Here is an 18,773-nt window from a genome sequence, read left to right on the forward strand (position 1 = left end):
ATCTGTATACGACACAAAAACCTGTGGGAGCGGGCTTGCTCGCGAAGGCGTCGGCACATCCAACATCACCGCAAGCTGCCCCATCGCTTTCGCGAGCAAGCCCGCTCCCACAGGAGGAACGCGTTCACTCTAAGCCAGGCCGGCTATAAGGCCGCCTCGCGTGGCTTTTGATCTGGAGCGCCCCGTTAACCACGCTGGCCGAACGCAGGCATTGCGCAGTGGGCACCTCGGCATGGATGCCGAGGTAGCCGCGCTGGGCCATGGATGGCCCTTCGCGGCGGCCCACGGAGCAATGCCGGAGTGAGGGCACACCGAGCCTAAGCGAGGTGCCGAGTGGTGGGGCAAAGCGTTTTTGGTTACTTTTGGCGCTTTTCCAAAAGTGACCCGCTGTAAGAGCGGAACCATAAGTAGCCGTTACCGAAGAAACGGATATACACACCAACCCACCACCAAAAAACCGCTAAATCAGGAGCCCAGAAGCTCAGCCTTGACCAACTTAGCCTGCTCATCCGCATGATACGAAGACCGCACCAACGGCCCCGAAGCCACGTTCTTGAACCCCATCTTGTACCCTTCCTCAGCAAACCAGGCAAAGGTATCCGGATGCACAAAACGCTGCACCGGCAAGTGACTACGCGAAGGCTGCAAGTACTGCCCCAAGGTCAACATATCGATGTCATGCTCACGCATGCGCTTCATGACCTCGATAACTTCCTCATCCGTCTCACCCAGGCCCAGCATCAAGCCGGACTTGGTCGGAATATGCGGCATCATCTGCTTGAAGCGCTGCAGCAAGGTCAGCGACCACTGGTAATCCGACCCCGGACGCGCAGCCTTGTACAGGCGCGGCACGGTTTCCAGGTTGTGGTTGAACACATCCGGCGGCTCGGCGGCGGTGATTTCCAGGGCGATGTCCATGCGGCCACGGTAATCGGGCACCAGGGTTTCCAATTGTACGTTCGGCGACAGCTTGCGGATCTCGCGGATGCAGTCGGCAAAGTGCTGGGCACCGCCGTCACGCAGGTCGTCACGGTCCACCGAGGTGATGACCACGTACTTGAGCTTCAGGTCGGCGATGGCGATGGCCAGGCTTTCCGGCTCGTTGGTGTCCAAGGGCTTCGGACGGCCATGACCGACGTCACAGAACGGGCAACGACGGGTGCAGATGTCGCCCATGATCATGAACGTGGCGGTGCCGCCGGAGAAGCACTCGCCCAGGTTCGGGCAGGAAGCTTCCTCGCAAACGCTGTGCAACTTGTGTTTGCGCAGCAAGGCCTTGATGCGGTCGACTTCCGGGGAAACCGGGATGCGCACGCGGATCCAGTCGGGTTTCTTCGGCAGTTCGGTGGTGGGGATGATCTTGACCGGGATGCGTGCAACCTTCTCGGCGCCGCGCAGCTTGACGCCGGCCTCTACCTTGGCACGCGGGGCCGGACGCTCGGTGACGTCCAGCGTCGGGATCATGGTTTGCACTGCATCAGTAGTCATATCAGTCGATTCCGCCCGTGAGGGTCGTCTGCTCAGCATAGTCGAGGTGTTTGACGAGCTGCGCGCGCAGCCGGGCACTTACCTCGGCAAATTCAATCGATCCTGCGTGCTCGCTCAACTGGGTCATCGCCAGTCCCGCGTAGCCACAGGGATTAATCCGTCGGAATGGCGCCAGGTCCATGTCCACGTTCAGCGCCAGGCCATGAAACGAACAGCCATGGCGGATCCGCAAGCCGAGGGAGGCGATTTTCGCCCCATCGACGTAGACACCCGGTGCATCCGGCTTGGCCGCCGCCGTCACGCCGTAGCTGGCCAGCAGCTCGATCAGGCACGTTTCCATGCGGGTGACCAGCTCGCGCACGCCAAACCCCAGCTTGCGCACATCCAGCAACAGGTAGGCGACCAGCTGGCCAGGGCCATGGTAGGTCACCTGCCCGCCCCGGTCGACCTTCACCACCGGGATATCCCCCGGCAGCAACAGGTGCTCGGCCTTGCCGGCCTGGCCCTGGGTGAACACCGGAGGGTGTTCCACCAGCCAGACTTCATCGTCGGCGGTGCTACCGCGTTCGTTGGTGAAGCGTTGCATGGCATGCCAGACCGGCTCGTAGGCCATCGTGCCCAGCTCGCGAAAGCCCAGCGTGCCCGGCATCACAACACCATATGCACGAAACCGGTCGCTCGCAGCTCGCTGTTGATGTCGTAGAGCTGTTCCTGACCGGTGGCAATGATGTGCAACTGGATCGTCGTGTACTTGCCGTTGGTACTCTGGCGCTCGGCCAGGGTCTTGTGGTCAACGGTGGCATGTTTTTCAAGGATCGCGATGATCTTGTCCTTGAACCCCACGCCGGTGTCGCCGATTACCTTGATGGGGTAATCCGCGCAGGGAAATTCGATTTTTGGCGCCTTTACTTCAGAGTCTGTCATGGCGTAACGGCCTCGTAAGCCGTGGTAACGCACATGGCCCCGCTCCGAATGGGAACGAGGCCATGCAGGTCAACACTTCGATCAGTTGAACAAGCCGTAGAAGAATAGACGGATGCTATCCCAGATGCGGCGGAAGATACCACCTTCCTCGACCGCGTCCAGAGCGATCAGGTCAGCGCTGTGCACCACTTTGTCGTCCAGTTTGACTTCGACTTTACCGATCACGTCGCCCTTGGCGATGGGAGCGGTCAGTTGCGGGTTCATGGTCATGCTGGCAGCGAGCTTCTTGAGCTGGCCTTTGGGCAGGGTCATGGTCAGGTCCTGGGCCAGGCCGGCCTTGACCTGGTTGCTCGAACCTTTCCAGACCTGGGCCTGGGCCAGTTCGGTGCCCTTCTGGTAGAAGGTCTGGGTTTCGAAGAAGCGGAAGCCGTAGGTCAACAGTTTCTGGGTCTCGGCGGCACGGGCCACCTCGCTGTTGGTGCCAAAGACAACGGCGATCAGGCGCATGCCGTCACGCACCGCCGAAGACACCATGCAGTAGCCGGCTTCTTCGGTGTGACCGGTCTTCAGGCCATCGACGGTCTTGTCGCGCCACAGCAACAGGTTGCGGTTAGGCTGCTTGATGCCGTTCCAGAAAAACTCCTTCTGGGAGTAGATGGCGTAGTGGGCCGGGTCTTCGTGGATGATTGCCCGGGCCAGCAGCGCCATGTCGTGAGCCGACGAATAGTGCTCAGGGTTCGGCAGGCCGGTGGGGTTCATGAAGTGGCTGTTGGTCATGCCCAGGTCGGCCACGGTTTTGTTCATCATGTCGGCGAACGCATCTTCGCTGCCGGCGATGTGCTCGGCCAGGGCGACGCTGGCGTCGTTGCCAGACTGGATGATGATGCCGTGCAGCAGGTCGCTGACGGTCACTTGGGAACCGACCTTGATGAACATCCGCGAACCGCCGGTGCGCCAGGCGTTTTCGCTGACGGTCACCGGATCGTTTTCACCGATCTGGCCGCGACGGATTTCCAGCGTGGCGATGTAGGCGGTCATCAGCTTGGTCAGGCTGGCCGGTGGCAGGCGCTGGTCACCATTGTTCTCTACCAGCACCTCGCCGCTGCTGGCGTCCATGAGCACAAAGGATTTGGCGGCCAATTGAGGGGGAGCCGGCATCATCTCGACCGCGAACGCGGCCGGTGAGAGAAGCAGCGGGACTAGCAGGCAAAGGCGTTTGGCAAAGGTGGTGATGTTCATCCGTCTCTCGAAATCGCTAATGGGACTGCCCGAAGGCAAAACTGAAACAGGCAGCTTTCTAACGAGCTGCCGCGTATTTAAGTTGCTCACTCACTGCCCTTGCCGGGCTTTTATTATTCATGGAGCCAACAACCTGACCCGCTCCAACCGCAAGCGGGCCTCATTCAATCACTCAGCGGTGACCAGGCTCGGCGAACCGAGATTGGCCAGGCGCACGCTGTTCTGCACCTGCTGGACTTCACCCGGAGAACCGATCGGCCCCAGGCGCACCCGATGCAGTGTCTGCTGGTTGCGCACGATCGAGCTGATGAACACCGGAGCGCTCACCATCGAGCTGAGCTTCGACCTCAGCAGCTCGGCAGCGTCCGGGTTGGCGAACGCGCCCACTTGCAGAAACTGGCCAGACGCTGTTGCAGAAGCGTTTTTTTTTGCATCGATCTGCACGGGCAGCACGGCCGCGGCATGTTGCTGCGGCGGTGGTGTCCACTGCTCGACCGTGCCGGTGGACGCCGTCACGGTTGGCGCGGCATTTTGCGCCACTTTCGGCTCGTTGAGCATCAAAGGCGCCGGACGGCCACGTTGGGCCCACCATTCCTGCGGGTCGATGCCTTCGACCTTGACCCGAGCGGTGCCGATTTCAGCGTAACCGAGTTTTTTCGCCGCCGCATACGACAGGTCGATGATGCGGTCGGAATAGAACGGCCCACGGTCATTGACCCGCAGGATCACGCTCTTGTTGTTGTCCAGGTTGGTCACCCGCACATAGCTGGGCAGCGGCAAGGTCTTGTGGGCCGCGCTCATGCCATACAGGTCATAGACCTCGCCATTGGCGGTGTTCTGGCCGTGGAACTTGGTGCCGTACCAGGACGCCGTGCCCGAGGCCACGTAGCGCTTGGAGTCGGACAGCGGGAAATAGGTCTTGCCCAGCACCGTGTACGGGTTGGCCTTGTAGGGACCGGTGTGCAGGGTCGGCGTGGCGTCGGGAATGCGCGAAACATCCACGTCCCACCACGGCGCGCCGTCCTTGTGGGCCCGGTTGATGTCCAGGCCCGGCGTCGCGCGTACGGCGGTGGTGTTTTTCTGGGCCGGCGCGCGGCTGGTCGAACAACTGACGACCAACAGCGACAGCGCGGCCAACGCCACGAGCTTCAGGGGTTGATAGGTAGGCAATGCCCGCATTATTTGACGCCCCGTGCTTTGACCAGCTCTTCAGACAGTTGATATACGGCCATGGCGTACATCACGCTGCGGTTATAACGCGTAATCGCGTAGAAATTCTTCAGGCCCATCCAATATTCGGGGCCTTGTTCGCCTTCCAGCCGCATCGCGGTGACCGGCATGTCGTCACGCAGCGCATCATGACTCGACCAGCCCAACGCCCGCAACTCCCCGACGGTTTTCGTCGGCTCGATGCCCTCGGTCAGGCCCTCGTCCACTTGCTCGCCGCGCACGTCGGCGCGGCTGACCACCGGTTGGCCGGCTTCCCAGCCATGGCGCTTGAAATAGCTGGCGACACTGCCGATGGCATCGGTCGGGTTGGTCCAGATATTGATGTGGCCGTCGCCGTCGAAGTCCACCGCGTAGGCGCGGAAACTGCTGGGCATGAATTGCGGCAGGCCCATGGCCCCGGCGTAGGAGCCCTTGAGGGTCAACGGATCGACCTGCTCTTCACGGGCCAGCAGCAGGAACTCGCGCAGCTCCTTGCGGAAGAACTCGGCACGCGGCGGGTAATCGAAGCCCAGGGTCGACAACGCGTCGATCACCCGGAAATTCCCGGTGTTGCGGCCAAAGAAGGTCTCGACGCCAATGATCGACACGATGACCTGGGCCGGCACGCCGTATTCCTGCTCGGCACGGGCCAGGGCGGCCTCGTGCTGGCGCCAGAAGTCCACGCCCCGGGCGATACGCGCCTCGGTGATGAACATCGGCCGGTACTCGCTCCACTGCTTGACCCGCTCGGCGGGCCGGGAGATCGCATCGAGGATCGACTGCTTGCGTTCGGCCTCGCGAAACACTCCCATCAGTTGCTCACCGGCAAAACCGTAGTCGCGGGTCATCTCACCGACGAATTCGGCCACCTGTGGCGAGCCTTCGTATTCACCGGCCAAGGCCTGCGACGCACTGCCCAGAAAGCCGACCAGGCCGATCCACGGCGCATATCGCGTCGACCAGCCGCGCATTGCTTGCATTGAACTCTTCACCTTATTCAAACCTGCGCGATCCACTTGCGATGCGTATGAATCGACATCAAAACCCCAAACGCTGACAGTAGGGTCACCAGCGAAGTTCCTCCGTAGCTAATGAAAGGCAACGGCACCCCCACGACCGGCAACAGGCCACTGACCATACCGATGTTGACGAAAACATAAACAAAAAACGTCATGGTCAGGCTGCCCGCGAGCAACTTGCCGAACAATGTCTGGGCCTGGGCGGTGATCACCAGCCCCCGGCCGATCAGCAGCAGATAGATCAGCAGCAGCACGCAGATGCCCACCAGGCCGAACTCCTCGCCCAGTACGGCGATGATGAAGTCGGTGTGGCTTTCCGGCAAAAAGTCCAGGTGCGACTGGGTGCCCATCAGCCAGCCCTTGCCGAACACCCCGCCGGAGCCGATGGCGGCCTTGGACTGGATGATGTTCCAGCCAGTGCCCAACGGGTCGCTCTCGGGGTCGAGGAAAGTCAGCACCCGCTGCTTCTGGTAGTCGTGCATCACGAAGTACCACATGGCCACCGACACCGGCACGGCGGCGGCGATCACGCTGAGGATCCAGCGCCAGCGCAACCCGCCCATGAACAGCACGAAGGCACCGCCGGCCAGGATCAGCAGCGAAGTGCCGAGGTCCGGCTGACGGACGATCAGGATGAACGGGATGCCGATCAGCAACAGGCTGATGCACACATGCTTGAGCTGCGGCGGCAGGGAACGCTTGGCCAGGTACCAGGCGATGGTCGCCGGCATGATGATCTTGAGGAATTCCGAAGGCTGGAAGCGGATCACCCCGGGTATGTTGATCCAGCGGGTGGCCCCCATGGCGTTGTGGCCCATGATGTCCACCACCACCAACAAGCAGACCCCCACCACATAGGCCAGTGGCACCCAGCGCGCCATGAACCGCGGTTCGAGCTGGGCGATCACGATCATTGACACCAGGCCGATGCCGAACGAGGTGGCCTGCTTGGCCAGCAGGTCCCAGCTCTTGCCGCTGGCCGAATACAGCACGAACAGGCTGCCGGCGGCCAGGGTCAGCAGCAGGATCAGCAACGGGCCATCGATGTGCATGCGCTGCAACAAGGTGGCGCGACGGCGCATCACGTCTTCGCTGGAGAGGATCCGGTCGAAATTATTCTTCACGGGCCGTAGCCTCCGCAGTGATGGGGCTCGCGTATTCCGGCTTGAGCTGGCCGTGTTCATCCAGCAGCCAGGCGTCCATGATCTGGCGCACCACCGGCGCGGCGACGCCGGAACCCGACTCGCCGTTCTCGACCATGACCGCCACGACAATCTTCGGGTTGTCGGCCGGCGCGAAACCGACGAACAAGGCGTGGTCGCGGTGGCGCTCCTGAACCTTGGAGCGGTCGTACTTCTCGCCCTGCTTGATGGCGACGACCTGGGCCGTACCACTCTTGCCGGCAATCCGGTATTGCGCACCGATGGACGCCTTGCGGGCGGTACCGCGGGCGCCATGCATCACCTGCTGCATGCCGTTGTTGACCTTCTGCCAGTCCGACGGGTTGCGCAGGATGATGTCCGGCATCGGGTTCGGGTCCACCGGCTTCTGGCCTTCGATGGTCTTGGCCAGGTGCGGGCGATACCACTTGCCTTTGCTCGCCACCAGCGCCGTGGCCTGGGCCAACTGCAGTGGCGTGGCCTGCATGTAGCCCTGGCCGATCCCCAGGATCAGGGTTTCGCCGGGGAACCAGGCCTGGCGCCGAGTCGCCCGCTTCCATTCCCGGGATGGCATCAGGCCGGGGGACTCCTCGAACATGTCCAGGGAGACTTTCTGACCGAGACCGAACTTGTTCATGTAGGACGCCAACCGATCGATCCCCAGCTTATGGGCCAGGTCATAGAAGTAGGTGTCGTTGGAACGCATGATCGCCGTTTCCAGGTCCACATAGCCGTCGCCGGTGCGGTTCCAGTTGCGGTACTTGTGGTCATAGTTCGGCAACTGGTAATAACCCGGGTCGTAGACCCGGCTCGAAGCGGTCACCACGCCGGAGTCGAGCCCGGCAATCGCCACGGCGGGCTTGATGGTCGAGCCCGGCGGGTAGAGACCGCGCAGCACACGGTTGAACAGCGGCCGGTCGATGGAATCGCGCAGCTCGGCGTAGGCCTTGAAGCTGATGCCGGTGACGAACAGGTTCGGGTCGAAACTCGGCTGGCTGACCATCGCCAGCACTTCGCCGGTGTTCGGGTCCAGTGCCACCACCGCGCCGCGGCGCCCGCCCAGCGCTGCTTCGGCGGCCTCTTGCAGCTTGATGTCCAGGCTCAGGACGATGTCCTTGCCGGGGATCGGATCGGTGCGCTTGAGCACCCGCAATACGCGACCGCGAGCGTTGGTCTCGACCTCCTCGTACCCCACCTGGCCATGCAGTTCGGGCTCGTAGAAGCGCTCGATACCGGTCTTGCCGATATGGTGGGTGCCGCTGTAATTGACTGGATCGAGGGTCTTGAGCTCTTTCTCGTTGATCCGCCCCATGTAGCCGACCGAGTGGGCGAAATGCGGCCCCTGGGGATAATGCCGCACCAATTGCGCCACCACCTCGACGCCGGGCAGGCGGAACTGGTTCACGGCGATCAGGGCGATCTGCTCTTCGGTCAGCTCGAACAGGATCGGCACCGGCTCGAACGGCCGTCGACCCTGACGCATGCGCTTCTCGAAGATCGCCCGGTCCTCGGGCGTCAGCTGCAGCACTTCGACGATCACGTCGAGCACCTGCTGCCAGTCACCGGAGCGCTCGCGGGTCATGCTCAGGCTGAAGCTGGGCCGGTTATCCGCCACCACCACGCCGTTGCGGTCGAAGATCAACCCGCGGGTCGGCGGAATCGGTTGCACGTGCACCCGGTTGTTTTCCGACAGGGTGGAGTGGTATTCGTACTGGATCACTTGCAGGAAATACAAGCGCGCAATCAGCACGCCGATCAGCGTCACCACCGTGATAGCACCGAACACGACGCGGCCCCGTACCAGACGGGCGTCTTTTTCGTGGTCCTTGATGCGGATCGGCTGGGGCATGGGGCAGGATTACTTGTGGTAAGGGTGCCCGGACAGGACTGTCCAGGCACGATACAACTGTTCGCCGATCAGGATCCGCACCAGCGGGTGCGGCAACGTCAACGGCGACAACGACCAGCGCTGATCGGCCCGGGCACAGACTTCCGGCGCCAGCCCTTCCGGGCCGCCGACCATGAAGTTGACCGTGCGCGCGTCCAGCCGCCAGCGATCAAGCTCCACCGCCAACTGCTCGGTGCTCCAGGGCTTGCCATGGACTTCGAGGGTGACGATGCGCTCGTTCGGCCCGACCTTGGCCAGCATGGCTTCGCCTTCCTGGCGGATGAAACGCGCCACGTCGGCGTTCTTGCCTCGGGTGTTGAGCGGAATTTCCACCAGTTCCAGGGCCAGCTCGGAGGGAAGACGCTTGGCATATTCATGCCAGCCTTCTTCCACCCACTTGGGCATGCGAGAACCGACAGCGATCAGGCGCAGTCGCACAGCGGTCCCTTATTGCTGGTCTTTGTTGAGCTTGGTGAAGTGCTCATGGGGGTTTTCCGGGCTGTGGTGCGCGGCGCTGGCCGAACGGCTCTGCTCGGCACCGGCCCACAGGCGTTCCAGGTCATAGAACTGACGCGCCGAGGCGGTCATCATGTGCACGATGACATCGTCCATGTCCAACAGCACCCAGTCGCTGTCGCCCTTGCCTTCTTCACCCAGCGGCTTGACGCCCTGGGCCTTGACGGCTTCGCGGACCTTGTCCAGCATCGCGCCGATCTGGCGGTTGGAGGTACCGGTGGCGATGATCATGTAGTCCGTGATGCTTTGCTTTTCACGCACGTCGATCACCTGGATGTCCTGGGCCTTGACGTCTTCCAGGGCCGCCACGGCCACCTTGACCAGCTCTTCGCCGACCAGCGCCACGCCGGTATGCGCCTCTACAGGCAGCGGGGCGCTCTTGAAGGTGCCCTTGCGCTTTACTTTGTTTACGTCTTTGTCAGTCATATAAAACTCGTTTTGCTCGTATGTTCGGGCGCTTCGCTACACGCATTCACGTGCCTTGAAGCGCGCCTTTTTCAGTTCGACGCACGGTAAAGCCCGTGCGCATCGATGTAGGCCAGGACCGCGTCAGGCACCAGGAAACGTACCGACTTACCGCTGGCCAGCAGTTGACGGATCTGGGTGGCGGATACCGCGAGCGGCGTCTGCCAGACGAATGCAATCTGTCCGCTCGGCCCTTTCAGGGCCAGCGGGTCGCTCACCGAGCGGGCCGCCAGCAGGTTGCGCAAGGCATCCGGCGGCTCGCTGTCGGCATCCGGGCGTTGCAACACCAGGATGTGGCAATGCTGGAGCAACTCTTCCCAGCGATGCCAAGTGGGCAGGCCGCAAAAAGCGTCCCAGCCCAGAAGCAGAAAAACCTGGGCATCAACGGCCAGTTCGGCGCGCATCAGCTCCAGGGTATCGATGGTGTAGGACGGTTTGTCCCGCTGCAATTCGCGGGCATCCACCACCAGCGGTGCCACACCGGCCACCGCGCACTCGACCATCGCCAAGCGGTCCTGCGCCGACACCTGCGGCGTGTCCCGGTGAGGCGGCCTGGCGCTGGGCGTCAGGCGTAGCTCATCGAGGGCCAGGGCGTCGGCGACTTCCAGCGCACCGCGCAAATGGCCGATGTGCACCGGGTCGAACGTGCCGCCCAGGATGCCGATGCGCCGGGGCGGAGTTGTCGTCGTCACAGCGGCTGACGGGTCGAGGTCGCCCAAGTCAGACCGGCTCCTGTCCGCGCAACTGGCCGTCACCGACCACAATGTATTTCTCGCAGGTCAGGCCTTCGAGGCCCACCGGGCCGCGGGCGTGCAGCTTATCAGTAGAAATGCCGATCTCGGCACCCAATCCGTATTCAAAGCCGTCGGCGAAGCAGGTCGGGGTGTTGATCATCACCGACGCCGAATCCACTTCAGCCACGAAACGCCGGGTTTCGCCCTGGTGTTCACTGACGATGGAATCGGTGTGGTGCGAGCCGTGGCGGTTGATGTGTTCGATGGCCTGGTCCAGCCCGTCGACCACGCGGATCGACAAGATCGGTGCCAGGTACTCGGTGTCCCAATCTTCTTGCGTGGCCGCAACGGCCTCGATGATCGCCCGGGTACGCTCGCAACCGCGCAGTTCGACGCCTTTTTCGCGGAACTGGGCGGCCATCGACGGCAGGAAGTCCTGGGCAACGGCCTGGTCCACCAGCAGGGTTTCCATCGCGCCGCAGATACCGTAGCGGTAGGTCTTGGCGTTGAAGGCGATGCGTTGGGCCTTGGGCAATTCGGCGTGGGCACTGACGTAGACGTGGCAGATACCGTCCAGGTGCTTGATCACCGGCACGCGGGCGTCACGGCTGACCCGTTCGATCAGGCCCTTGCCGCCACGTGGCACGATGACATCGACGAACTCGGGCATGGTGATCAGGGCGCCGACTGCGGCGCGGTCGGTGGTTTCCACCACTTGCACCACGGCCGCCGGCAGATCGGCCTCGGCCAGGCCGCGCTGGATGCAGGCGGCAATGGCACGGTTGGAATGGATGGCCTCGGAGCCGCCGCGCAGGATGGTCGCATTACCCGACTTCAGGCACAGGCTCGCGGCGTCGATGGTCACGTTCGGCCGCGACTCGTAGATGATCCCGACCACGCCCAGGGGCACGCGCATCTTGCCGACCTGGATGCCCGACGGGCGGTAGCTCATGTCGCGGATCGCCCCGACCGGGTCCGGCAGGGCCGCGACCTGACGCAGACCGACGATCATGCCGTCGATGCGGGCCGGGGTCAGCGCCAGGCGCTCGAGCATGGCCGGTTCGAGACCATTGGCCCGGCCGGCGGCCAGGTCCAGCTCGTTGGCGGCGGACAGCTCGGCGCGCGCAGCGTCCAGCGCATTGGCAGCGGCCTGCAGGGCGCGGTTTTTCTGCGCGGTGCTGGCCCGGCCGATGATGCGCGACGCTTCGCGAGCGGCGCGACCCAGGCGGGTCATGTAGTCAAGAACGGACTCAGTCATGGTCTGTGTGGTCTTGGCGATGGGGAAAGCGGCAGATTATAGCTGTCGTAACCCTCGACTAACAGCATGGACTCGCAGTGGTGACCGGCGGAGAAGTAAAACAGGCGTAAACAGCCGGTTGAAGCGAGTGTTCAGCGGTGATTAAGCTTTCCATTGCTATCATCGCGCTTCCTTTGGCCTCACTTCGTCTATCGCCATGACCGATTTGCCATCGCCCAACGCCCTGCCCCACGCCTTTTTCGACCGCGACGCCCAGGTCCTTGCCAAAGATCTGCTGGGCAAAGTCATTCGCCACAAGGTCGGCGACCTGTGGCTCAGCGCGCGGATCATCGAGACCGAGGCGTATTACTTTGCCGAAAAAGGCAGCCACGCCTCGCTGGGCTACACGGAAAAACGTAAGGCTTTGTTTCTGGATGGCGGACACATCTATATGTACTACGCCCGGGGCGGCGATTCGCTGAACTTCAGCGCCCAGGGTCCAGGTAATGCCGTGTTGATCAAATCGGCCTACCCGTGGGTCGATGCCGTTTCCGGGCCGACGAGCCTGGCGCAGATGCTATTGAACAACCCCGACGCCCAAGGCCGGCCGCGCACACCGCAGAAACTCTGTGCCGGCCAGACCCTGCTGTGCAAAGCGTTGGGGCTGAAAGTGCCGGACTGGGACGCCAAACGCTTCGACCCCGAGCGCTTGCTGGTGGAAAACGTGGGCGTGCCGACGGTCAATGTGATCCAGACCACCCGCCTGGGTATTCCATTGGGACGGGATGAACACTTGCTCTATCGCTTCGTCGATGCTGCCTACGCTCCGTGGTGCACCCGTAACCCGTTGCGACGGGGGCAGGTCGAAGGGCGTGATTATTTTTTGCTGCCCTGATGAAATACCGCATCCCCCTGTGGGGGCGGGCTTGCTCGCGAATGCGGTGTGTCAGATAAATCAATGTCAACTGACACACCGCATTCGCGAGCAAGCCCGCTCCCACAGTTTGAATCTTCAGTGATTTTGAATTTTCGTTCACACAGTAAAAACTGCATGCCAATCACTATTCAATGGAGTTGTCCTTATGGGCCCATGGCTCGATAGCGTCACTGGCTGGCTGACCGTCAACCCGCAATGGCTGGCGGTGGCGGTGTTCATCGTCGCTTGCGTGGAGTGCCTGGCCATCGCCGGCCTGATCGTGCCGGGAACGGTGCTGTTGTTTGCCATCGCGGTGCTGGCCGGCAGCGGCGCGTTGTCCCTGGGCGAGACGTTGCTGCTGGGCCTGCTCGGCGGCTTGCTGGGGGACTTGGTGTCGTATTTCCTCGGCCGGCATTTCCACCAGAATATCCGGCGCCTGCCCGGGCTGCGCCATCACCCTGAGTGGATGAGCGCCGCGGAAAACTATTTCCAGCGCTATGGCATCGCCAGCCTGCTGGTGGGGCGTTTTATCGGCCCGCTACGGCCCATGTTGCCGATGGTGGCCGGGATGTGCGACATGCCGTTCCCACGCTTCGCCGCCGTCAGCGTGCTGGCCGCGGCGGGCTGGACCGTGGCCTATCTGTTGCCGGGCTGGGCCACCGGGGCGGCGTTCCGTCTGCCATTGCCCGAAGGGTTCTGGCCACAGGCCGGCGTGGTCATCGGCAGCATCGCGGTGATGATCGGGCTGAGCGTCAACAGCAGCCTGCGTCGCCATCGCCATGCCACGGCGCTGATCGCCGGCATCGGCCTGGTGATCCTGATCGGCCTGTTCATCGGCTTTCGTTACCTGACGGCGTTCGACCAGGGCTTGATGGCCCTGGTACAGGAGCATCGCAGCCCGACGCTGGACGAAATCGCCGTGACCTTCACGCTGATCGGCGAATTCCGCTACATGTTGATTGTCTGCAGCCTGCTGACCGGGTTGCTGCTGTTGGCACGCCAATGGCGCCAGGCAATCTTTGCCGGGGGCACGATGCTGGTCACCTCCTTGGCCAATACCGGCAGCAAACACTTCTTTGCCCGGGTGCGCCCGGAGATCCTCACCGACCCGCTGACCAGCTACAGCATGCCCAGCGGCCACGCCTCCGGGGCATTCGCGCTGTTCCTGACCCTGGCCGTCCTGGCCGGCCGCGGTCAACCGCCACGCCTGCGCCTGACCTGGCTGTTGCTGGGCTGCTTGCCGGCGCTGGCCATCGCCCTGTCGCGGGTCTACCTGGGGGCGCACTGGCCGAGCGACATCGTCGCCGGCGCCATGCTGGCCGCCAGCGTCTGTGCGGCCGCCCTGTGGCTGAGCCAGCGCCAGACCCCGCTGCCGGCCATGCCGCCGAAAGTCTGGTGGTTGATTCTGCCGGCGCTGGTGGCGGTGTTCAGCTTCTTCGCGCTGCGGCATTTGCCCCATGCGATGTTGCGGTATGCCTATTGAGCGGCGGGCCAATGAACACTGGAGATCCATGTGGGAGCGGGCTTGCTCGCGAAGGCAGTGGGTCATTTAACACCTGTGTCGGATGACACTCCGCTTTCGCGAGCAAGCCCGCTCCCACAAGGGATCAGTGGTATTCAGTGAAATATGAGTTGAGTCAGGCGAACAGTTCGCCCTGCAGCTCATCGAGCAGCGCCTGGATCGCATCCAGGCGTTGCTGGGGGTCATCGAGTTGCAGCAGGTCGATCTTGTCCAGCTCATTGAACGGCAACAGGTAAGCCAGTTGATTGGCCAGCGATTGCTGGCCAGTCGCTTCGGTGCCCATGTTCAAGGCCTCGACCATCGGGTGCTCGGCCAAGGCCTTGAGCAGCGCCACCAGGTCGGCGTCTTCCTCTTGCAGCGGTTGCTCCGGTTCCTCCTCCAGCCACTCGACTTCAGCGACCATCAGTTGATCGGCCTGGACGCTGGTGCCATGGACGATAAAGCGCCGCCCACCCTCCACGCGAATGCCCAGCAGACCATTGTCCTGCTGGGAAAAATCAGTGATGCGCGCTTCACAACCAACCCGCGCGTAGCCTTCAGGCGCGAGGCCGACCTCCTCGCCATCGAGGATGCACACCACCCCGAAGCCTTCGCCCTTTTTCATGCAGCGCCCAATCATGTCGAGGTAACGCGCCTCGAAAATCTGCAAGTCGAGGATGCAACCGGGGAACAGCACAGTGTTCAACGGGAAAAGCGGCAAGCTCATAACCAGATCCTTAAACGGTCATCGACACCACCAACGGCAATAGCACCGCCGTGGCCACGCCCATCAGACTCATCGCCAGCGCCGCAAAGGCACCCGACTCCTCGCTTTCCTGCAGCGCCACCGACGTGCCCACCGCATGGGCCGCCAGCCCCAGGGCCATGCCCCGGGCCTCAGGGCTATGGACCCCCAACCGGGTCAGAATACTCGGACCGAGGATCGCCCCGAGTACACCGGTGATCAACACGAACACCGCCGCCATGGCCGCCACGCCGCCGATCTGCTCGGCCACCAGCATGGCGATCGGCGAAGTCACGGACTTGGGCGCCATGGTCATCAGGATCATGTGCTCGGCGCCAAAGGCCCAGCCCAACACCACCGCGGAGCCCGTGGCAAACACCCCGGCTATCACCAGCGTAGTAAAAATCGGCCAGAACAACTGCCGGATCCGTCGCAGGTTCAAATACAGCGGCACCGCCAGGGCGACCGTGGCCGGGCCCAGCAGAATGCTGAGGATCTCGGTGCTCTTGCGATACTCGGCATAGCCGATGCCGCAGCCGAGCAACACACCGATCAACAGCACCATCGACATCAGCACCGGTTGCAGGAACACCCAGCGGGTCTTTTCGAACGCCGCCAACACCAACTGATAGGCACCCAGGGTTATGCCGATGCCGAACAGCGGATGATGGATCACCGAGGTCCAGGCGCCCTGCCAGTCGAGCATCATTGGCTGTCCTCCGCAGCGGCGACGTGACGGCGGGCCAGGCGCTGCATCAGCACGCCCGTCAGCGCCACGGACAGCACCAGGGACAAGGTCAACGCGCCAACGATGGCCCAGAAATCGGCGGCGATCGCCCCGGCATAGACCATCACCCCCACCGCCGGCGGCACCAGCAGCAAGGGCAGGTAACGCAGCAGGCTACTGGCGGCCAGGTTCAACGGTTCGCTGACTTCACCGCGCATCACCAGATAGCCCAGCAGCAACAGCAGGCCAATGATCGGCCCCGGCAGCACCGGTAAGAACAAATGATTGATCGCAGTGCCCAGCAATTGAAAAAACACCAGCCAGGTCAGGCCCCGTAGCAACATCCGCTCTCTCCCCCTGCAACAGCCCAATGAACGCGCCAATTCGGTTCACTCAAGCGTGCGGCGTGATTACGTGGCGAGGGAGCTTGCTCCCGCTGGGCTGCGCAGCGGCCCCATTTCATGAGCGCTTCGCACTCAAGCGGGAGCAAGCTCCCTCGCCACGGAATCAAACGCACACGTTAAATGAACGGAATTGCAAAGAATGCGCCGGCATTATAAGCATGCCTGCGCTATGGGTCGGCATTCGTAAAAAGCATGTTCAGTGACCTTACTTGCACGCCATGTTGATCTACAGTGGTTTTTCGGGGACGCCAATCCCCGCTCCAGAAAAGTAAAACCGATGAACCCAAGGAGAGTCTCAATGCCCTACGTCCCCGTTGCAGCGCTCAAAGATTATGTCGGCAAGGAACTTGGACGTTCCGAGTGGCTCACCATCGATCAGGCGCGCATCAACCTGTTCGCCGAAGCCACTGGCGACTTTCAGTTCATCCACGTCGACCCGGTCAAGGCCGCGCAGACACCGTTTGGCAGCACCATCGCCCACGGTTTCCTGTCGCTGTCGCTGATGCCCAAGCTGATGGAAGACATCCTGATCCTGCCCGAAGGCGTGAAGATGGTCGTCAACTACGGCCTGGACAGCGTGCGCTTCATCCAACCGGTGAAGGTCGATTCCAAGGTCCGGCTCAAGGTCGACCTGGTGGACGCCACCGAGAAAAAACCCGGCCAATGGCTACTCAAGGCCACCGCCACGCTGGAAATCGAAGGTTCGGAAAAACCGGCCTACATCGCCGAGCCACTGTCACTCTGTTTCGTGTAAACCTGCGCGGTCGCGAAACCGCCCGTGCAGTTTCGCATCGCTTCCCTATGTCCAGGGGACCAAGCTGCGGCATACTCGTGACCTGATGACCTGGATCCCGTTATGCGCTTATTCGTCCCACTGACCCTGACCCTGTTGCTCACCGCCTGTGGCGGCGGCGAATCGCCGCTGCCTCCCGACGCGCGCCTGCCCGATGGCGGCCGCTATCGCGGCGACCTGGTGGACGGGCTGCTGCAAGGCCAGGGGCGCATCGACTACCCCAACGGTAGTTGGTATGCCGGGCAGTTCGACAAGGGCCAGTGGCACGGCACCGGGGAATGGCACGGCAGCAATGGCGAGGTCTATCGCGGCCAGTTCCACCAGGGCCTGTTCCACGGCCAGGGCAGCCTGACCACCCCCACCAGCAGCTACACCGGCGGCTTCAAGCTGGGCCGACGGGACGGTGAAGGGACGCTCAAGGAAAACGGCATGACCTACCGGGGCGAGTTCAAGGCCGACCGCTATTCCGGTCTCGGGCGCCTGGAACTCGACGACGGCAGCCAGTACCAAGGCCCCTTCGTCAACGGCAAGCCCAACGGTGAAGGCCAGCGCTTCGACGCCAGCGGCAACCAGTTCACCGGCCATTTTGTCGATGGGCAACTGCAGGGCAAGGGCACCTTCAACAGCGCCGATGGCGATGTCTACATCGGCGGTTTCAGGAACAATCAGCTCAACGGTCGCGGTCGCTACGAAAATGCCGACGGCGATGTCTGGATCGGCCGGTTCAAGGACGGTGCGCTGACCGGCAAGGGCGAACTGATCGGTGCCGACGGCAGCCACTACCTCGGTCAATTCAATGATTGGCGCTTTACCGGCCAGGGCCGCCTGAACCTGCCCGACGGCAGTTTCTACATCGGCCAGTTCGAAAACGACAGCTACCACGGACGCGGCACCCTGGTGCTGACCGATGGCACCGTGCAAAGCGGCACCTGGGCCAATGGCCAACGGGTACGCGACGCGGACGGCAGGCTGTTGCCGGATGTGCTCGAACTTGGCCTGCTGGCCCAGGGCCGCCTGCTGGAGGAGGCCCTGGCCAACATCCCGGCCTCGACCCCGGCGGTGGAACTGTACAGCCTGACCCTGGGCGGCGACGGCAAGCAAAGCGTGTTCCTGCGCGAATCCGACTATGTCGCCAACATGCTCGCCAGCCGTTTCGGCGCGTTCGGGCAGATCCGCCTGGTGAACCACCGCGATCATCTCGGCGACCGGCCCATGGCCAGCCGCGAAAGCCTGCGCCGCGCCGCCGCGACCCTGGCCGAGCGCAGTGGCCCGGAAGACCTGATCTTCATCTACCTGACCAGCCACGGCACCAGCGAGCATGAACTGGTGCTCGACCAGCCGCGCATGGAGCTGGCCGACCTGCCCGCCGATGAACTGGCCGTGGTCCTGGCGCCGCTGAAGAACCGCGACAAGATCGTGGTGATCTCGGCCTGCTACTCCGGCGGCTTCATCCCGGCGCTCAAGGATGAACGCACCTTGATCATGACCGCTTCCCGGGCCGACCGGGTGTCCTTCGGCTGCTCCGAGGAAGCCAACTTCACCTACTTCGGCGACGCGCTGTTCGCCCAGGCCTTGAACCAGACCGACGACCTGGAACAGGCTTTCAAGCGGGCCAAGGCCACCGTGGCCGAACGGGAACAGGCGGACAATTTCGAAGCCTCCGAACCGCAGATATGGGCGCCCAGGACAGTCCTTTCCCACTGGCAATTGCTGCGCAAGCAGCAGGCCCGGAAAGCATTGCAAAGTACTGCATTGAACGACGGGGCCACAAAGAGCAACTAAGCTGAACCGTATCAAGGGGGAAACAC

At 62.8% G+C, this 18,773-nt stretch carries 19 protein-coding genes; 4 read left to right on the forward strand and 15 right to left on the reverse strand.

Going from position 1 to position 18,773, the window contains the following annotated elements:
* Nucleotides 1-465: 465 nt before the first annotated feature.
* From lipA to BT125_RS26590, 12 genes are all read right to left on the reverse strand, one after another.
* Complete coding sequence (lipA, locus tag BT125_RS26535) at nt 466-1,488, reverse strand: lipoyl synthase (RefSeq protein ID WP_014340371.1); 1,023 nt, start codon at nt 1,486-1,488, stop codon at nt 466-468.
* Between the two features lies 1 nt (nt 1,489).
* Nucleotides 1,490-2,137, reverse strand: coding sequence for a lipoyl(octanoyl) transferase LipB (gene lipB / locus BT125_RS26540; RefSeq protein WP_072411918.1), 648 nt, complete (start codon nt 2,135-2,137; stop codon nt 1,490-1,492).
* Complete coding sequence (locus BT125_RS26545; protein WP_053125656.1) at nt 2,137-2,412, reverse strand: DUF493 domain-containing protein; 276 nt, start codon at nt 2,410-2,412, stop codon at nt 2,137-2,139. Before BT125_RS26545 ends, lipB begins: the two co-directional genes overlap by 1 nt.
* An 81-nt stretch (nt 2,413-2,493) precedes the next feature.
* Entirely contained in the window at nt 2,494-3,651 is a 1,158-nt protein-coding gene (locus BT125_RS26550) for a D-alanyl-D-alanine carboxypeptidase family protein (protein WP_072411920.1), read from the reverse strand.
* Nucleotides 3,652-3,819: 168 nt separating this feature from the next.
* The gene (locus BT125_RS26555) at nt 3,820-4,830 is read right to left on the reverse strand and encodes a septal ring lytic transglycosylase RlpA family protein (protein WP_072411922.1); all 1,011 of its coding nucleotides are present in this window, start codon (nt 4,828-4,830) and stop codon (nt 3,820-3,822) included.
* Nucleotides 4,830-5,840 carry a lytic murein transglycosylase B gene (gene mltB, locus BT125_RS26560; protein ID WP_060740480.1) on the reverse strand — a complete coding sequence of 337 codons (1,011 nt, stop codon included), beginning with the start codon at nt 5,838-5,840 and terminating at the stop codon, nt 4,830-4,832. The genes BT125_RS26555 and mltB overlap by 1 nt, the downstream gene beginning before the upstream one ends.
* Before the next feature lie 17 nt (nt 5,841-5,857).
* Complete coding sequence (gene rodA, locus BT125_RS26565; RefSeq protein WP_163006686.1) at nt 5,858-6,961, reverse strand: rod shape-determining protein RodA; 1,104 nt, start codon at nt 6,959-6,961, stop codon at nt 5,858-5,860.
* A gap of 31 nt (nt 6,962-6,992) precedes the next feature.
* A complete protein-coding gene (gene mrdA, locus BT125_RS26570) occupies nt 6,993-8,888 on the reverse strand; it encodes a penicillin-binding protein 2 (RefSeq protein WP_072411926.1) in 1,896 nt (631 codons plus the stop codon).
* A gap of 9 nt (nt 8,889-8,897) precedes the next feature.
* A complete protein-coding gene (gene rlmH, locus BT125_RS26575) occupies nt 8,898-9,365 on the reverse strand; it encodes a 23S rRNA (pseudouridine(1915)-N(3))-methyltransferase RlmH (protein ID WP_047229490.1) in 468 nt (155 codons plus the stop codon).
* 9 nt (nt 9,366-9,374) lie between these two features.
* Nucleotides 9,375-9,869 (reverse strand): ribosome silencing factor, encoded by a 495-nt coding sequence (rsfS, locus tag BT125_RS26580; protein ID WP_058543147.1) that lies wholly within the window; start codon nt 9,867-9,869, stop codon nt 9,375-9,377.
* Between the two features lie 71 nt (nt 9,870-9,940).
* Nucleotides 9,941-10,627 carry a nicotinate-nucleotide adenylyltransferase gene (gene nadD / locus BT125_RS26585; protein ID WP_072411928.1) on the reverse strand — a complete coding sequence of 229 codons (687 nt, stop codon included), beginning with the start codon at nt 10,625-10,627 and terminating at the stop codon, nt 9,941-9,943.
* A gap of 1 nt (nt 10,628) precedes the next feature.
* Nucleotides 10,629-11,900, reverse strand: coding sequence for a glutamate-5-semialdehyde dehydrogenase (locus BT125_RS26590; RefSeq protein ID WP_060740477.1), 1,272 nt, complete (start codon nt 11,898-11,900; stop codon nt 10,629-10,631).
* A 196-nt stretch (nt 11,901-12,096) separates the two neighbouring features.
* Here BT125_RS26590 and BT125_RS26595 point away from each other — a divergent pair, with 196 nt between their 5' ends.
* Together BT125_RS26595 and BT125_RS26600 are read left to right on the forward strand one after the other, a co-directional pair.
* Nucleotides 12,097-12,774, forward strand: a complete 678-nt coding sequence (locus BT125_RS26595; RefSeq protein ID WP_072411930.1) for a DNA-3-methyladenine glycosylase — start codon at nt 12,097-12,099, stop codon at nt 12,772-12,774.
* A gap of 187 nt (nt 12,775-12,961) precedes the next feature.
* Entirely contained in the window at nt 12,962-14,278 is a 1,317-nt protein-coding gene (locus BT125_RS26600) for a bifunctional DedA family/phosphatase PAP2 family protein (protein WP_072411932.1), read from the forward strand.
* A 154-nt stretch (nt 14,279-14,432) separates the two neighbouring features.
* Here BT125_RS26600 and BT125_RS26605 read toward each other — a convergent pair whose 3' ends face one another.
* From BT125_RS26605 to BT125_RS26615, 3 genes are read right to left on the reverse strand one after another with little or no spacing between them, the layout of a single operon-like run.
* Complete coding sequence (locus tag BT125_RS26605; protein ID WP_072411934.1) at nt 14,433-15,023, reverse strand: LON peptidase substrate-binding domain-containing protein; 591 nt, start codon at nt 15,021-15,023, stop codon at nt 14,433-14,435.
* 10 nt (nt 15,024-15,033) lie between these two features.
* A complete protein-coding gene (locus BT125_RS26610; protein ID WP_072411936.1) occupies nt 15,034-15,750 on the reverse strand; it encodes an LrgB family protein in 717 nt (238 codons plus the stop codon).
* Nucleotides 15,747-16,112 carry a CidA/LrgA family protein gene (locus BT125_RS26615; protein ID WP_072411938.1) on the reverse strand — a complete coding sequence of 122 codons (366 nt, stop codon included), beginning with the start codon at nt 16,110-16,112 and terminating at the stop codon, nt 15,747-15,749. The genes BT125_RS26610 and BT125_RS26615 overlap by 4 nt, the downstream gene beginning before the upstream one ends.
* A 358-nt stretch (nt 16,113-16,470) precedes the next feature.
* Between BT125_RS26615 and BT125_RS26620 the strand changes: the two genes are divergently transcribed.
* Together BT125_RS26620 and BT125_RS26625 are read left to right on the forward strand one after the other, a co-directional pair.
* Nucleotides 16,471-16,926, forward strand: coding sequence for a MaoC family dehydratase (locus BT125_RS26620; RefSeq protein WP_060740471.1), 456 nt, complete (start codon nt 16,471-16,473; stop codon nt 16,924-16,926).
* 102 nt (nt 16,927-17,028) lie between these two features.
* Complete coding sequence (locus BT125_RS26625; RefSeq protein WP_072411940.1) at nt 17,029-18,747, forward strand: C13 family peptidase; 1,719 nt, start codon at nt 17,029-17,031, stop codon at nt 18,745-18,747.
* Nucleotides 18,748-18,773: the final 26 nt, after the last annotated feature.

This window comes from Pseudomonas sp. NFACC04-2 (assembly GCF_900119265.1).
In the GTDB taxonomy this organism is placed as follows: Bacteria; Pseudomonadota; Gammaproteobacteria; order Pseudomonadales; family Pseudomonadaceae; genus Aquipseudomonas; species Aquipseudomonas fluorescens_AA.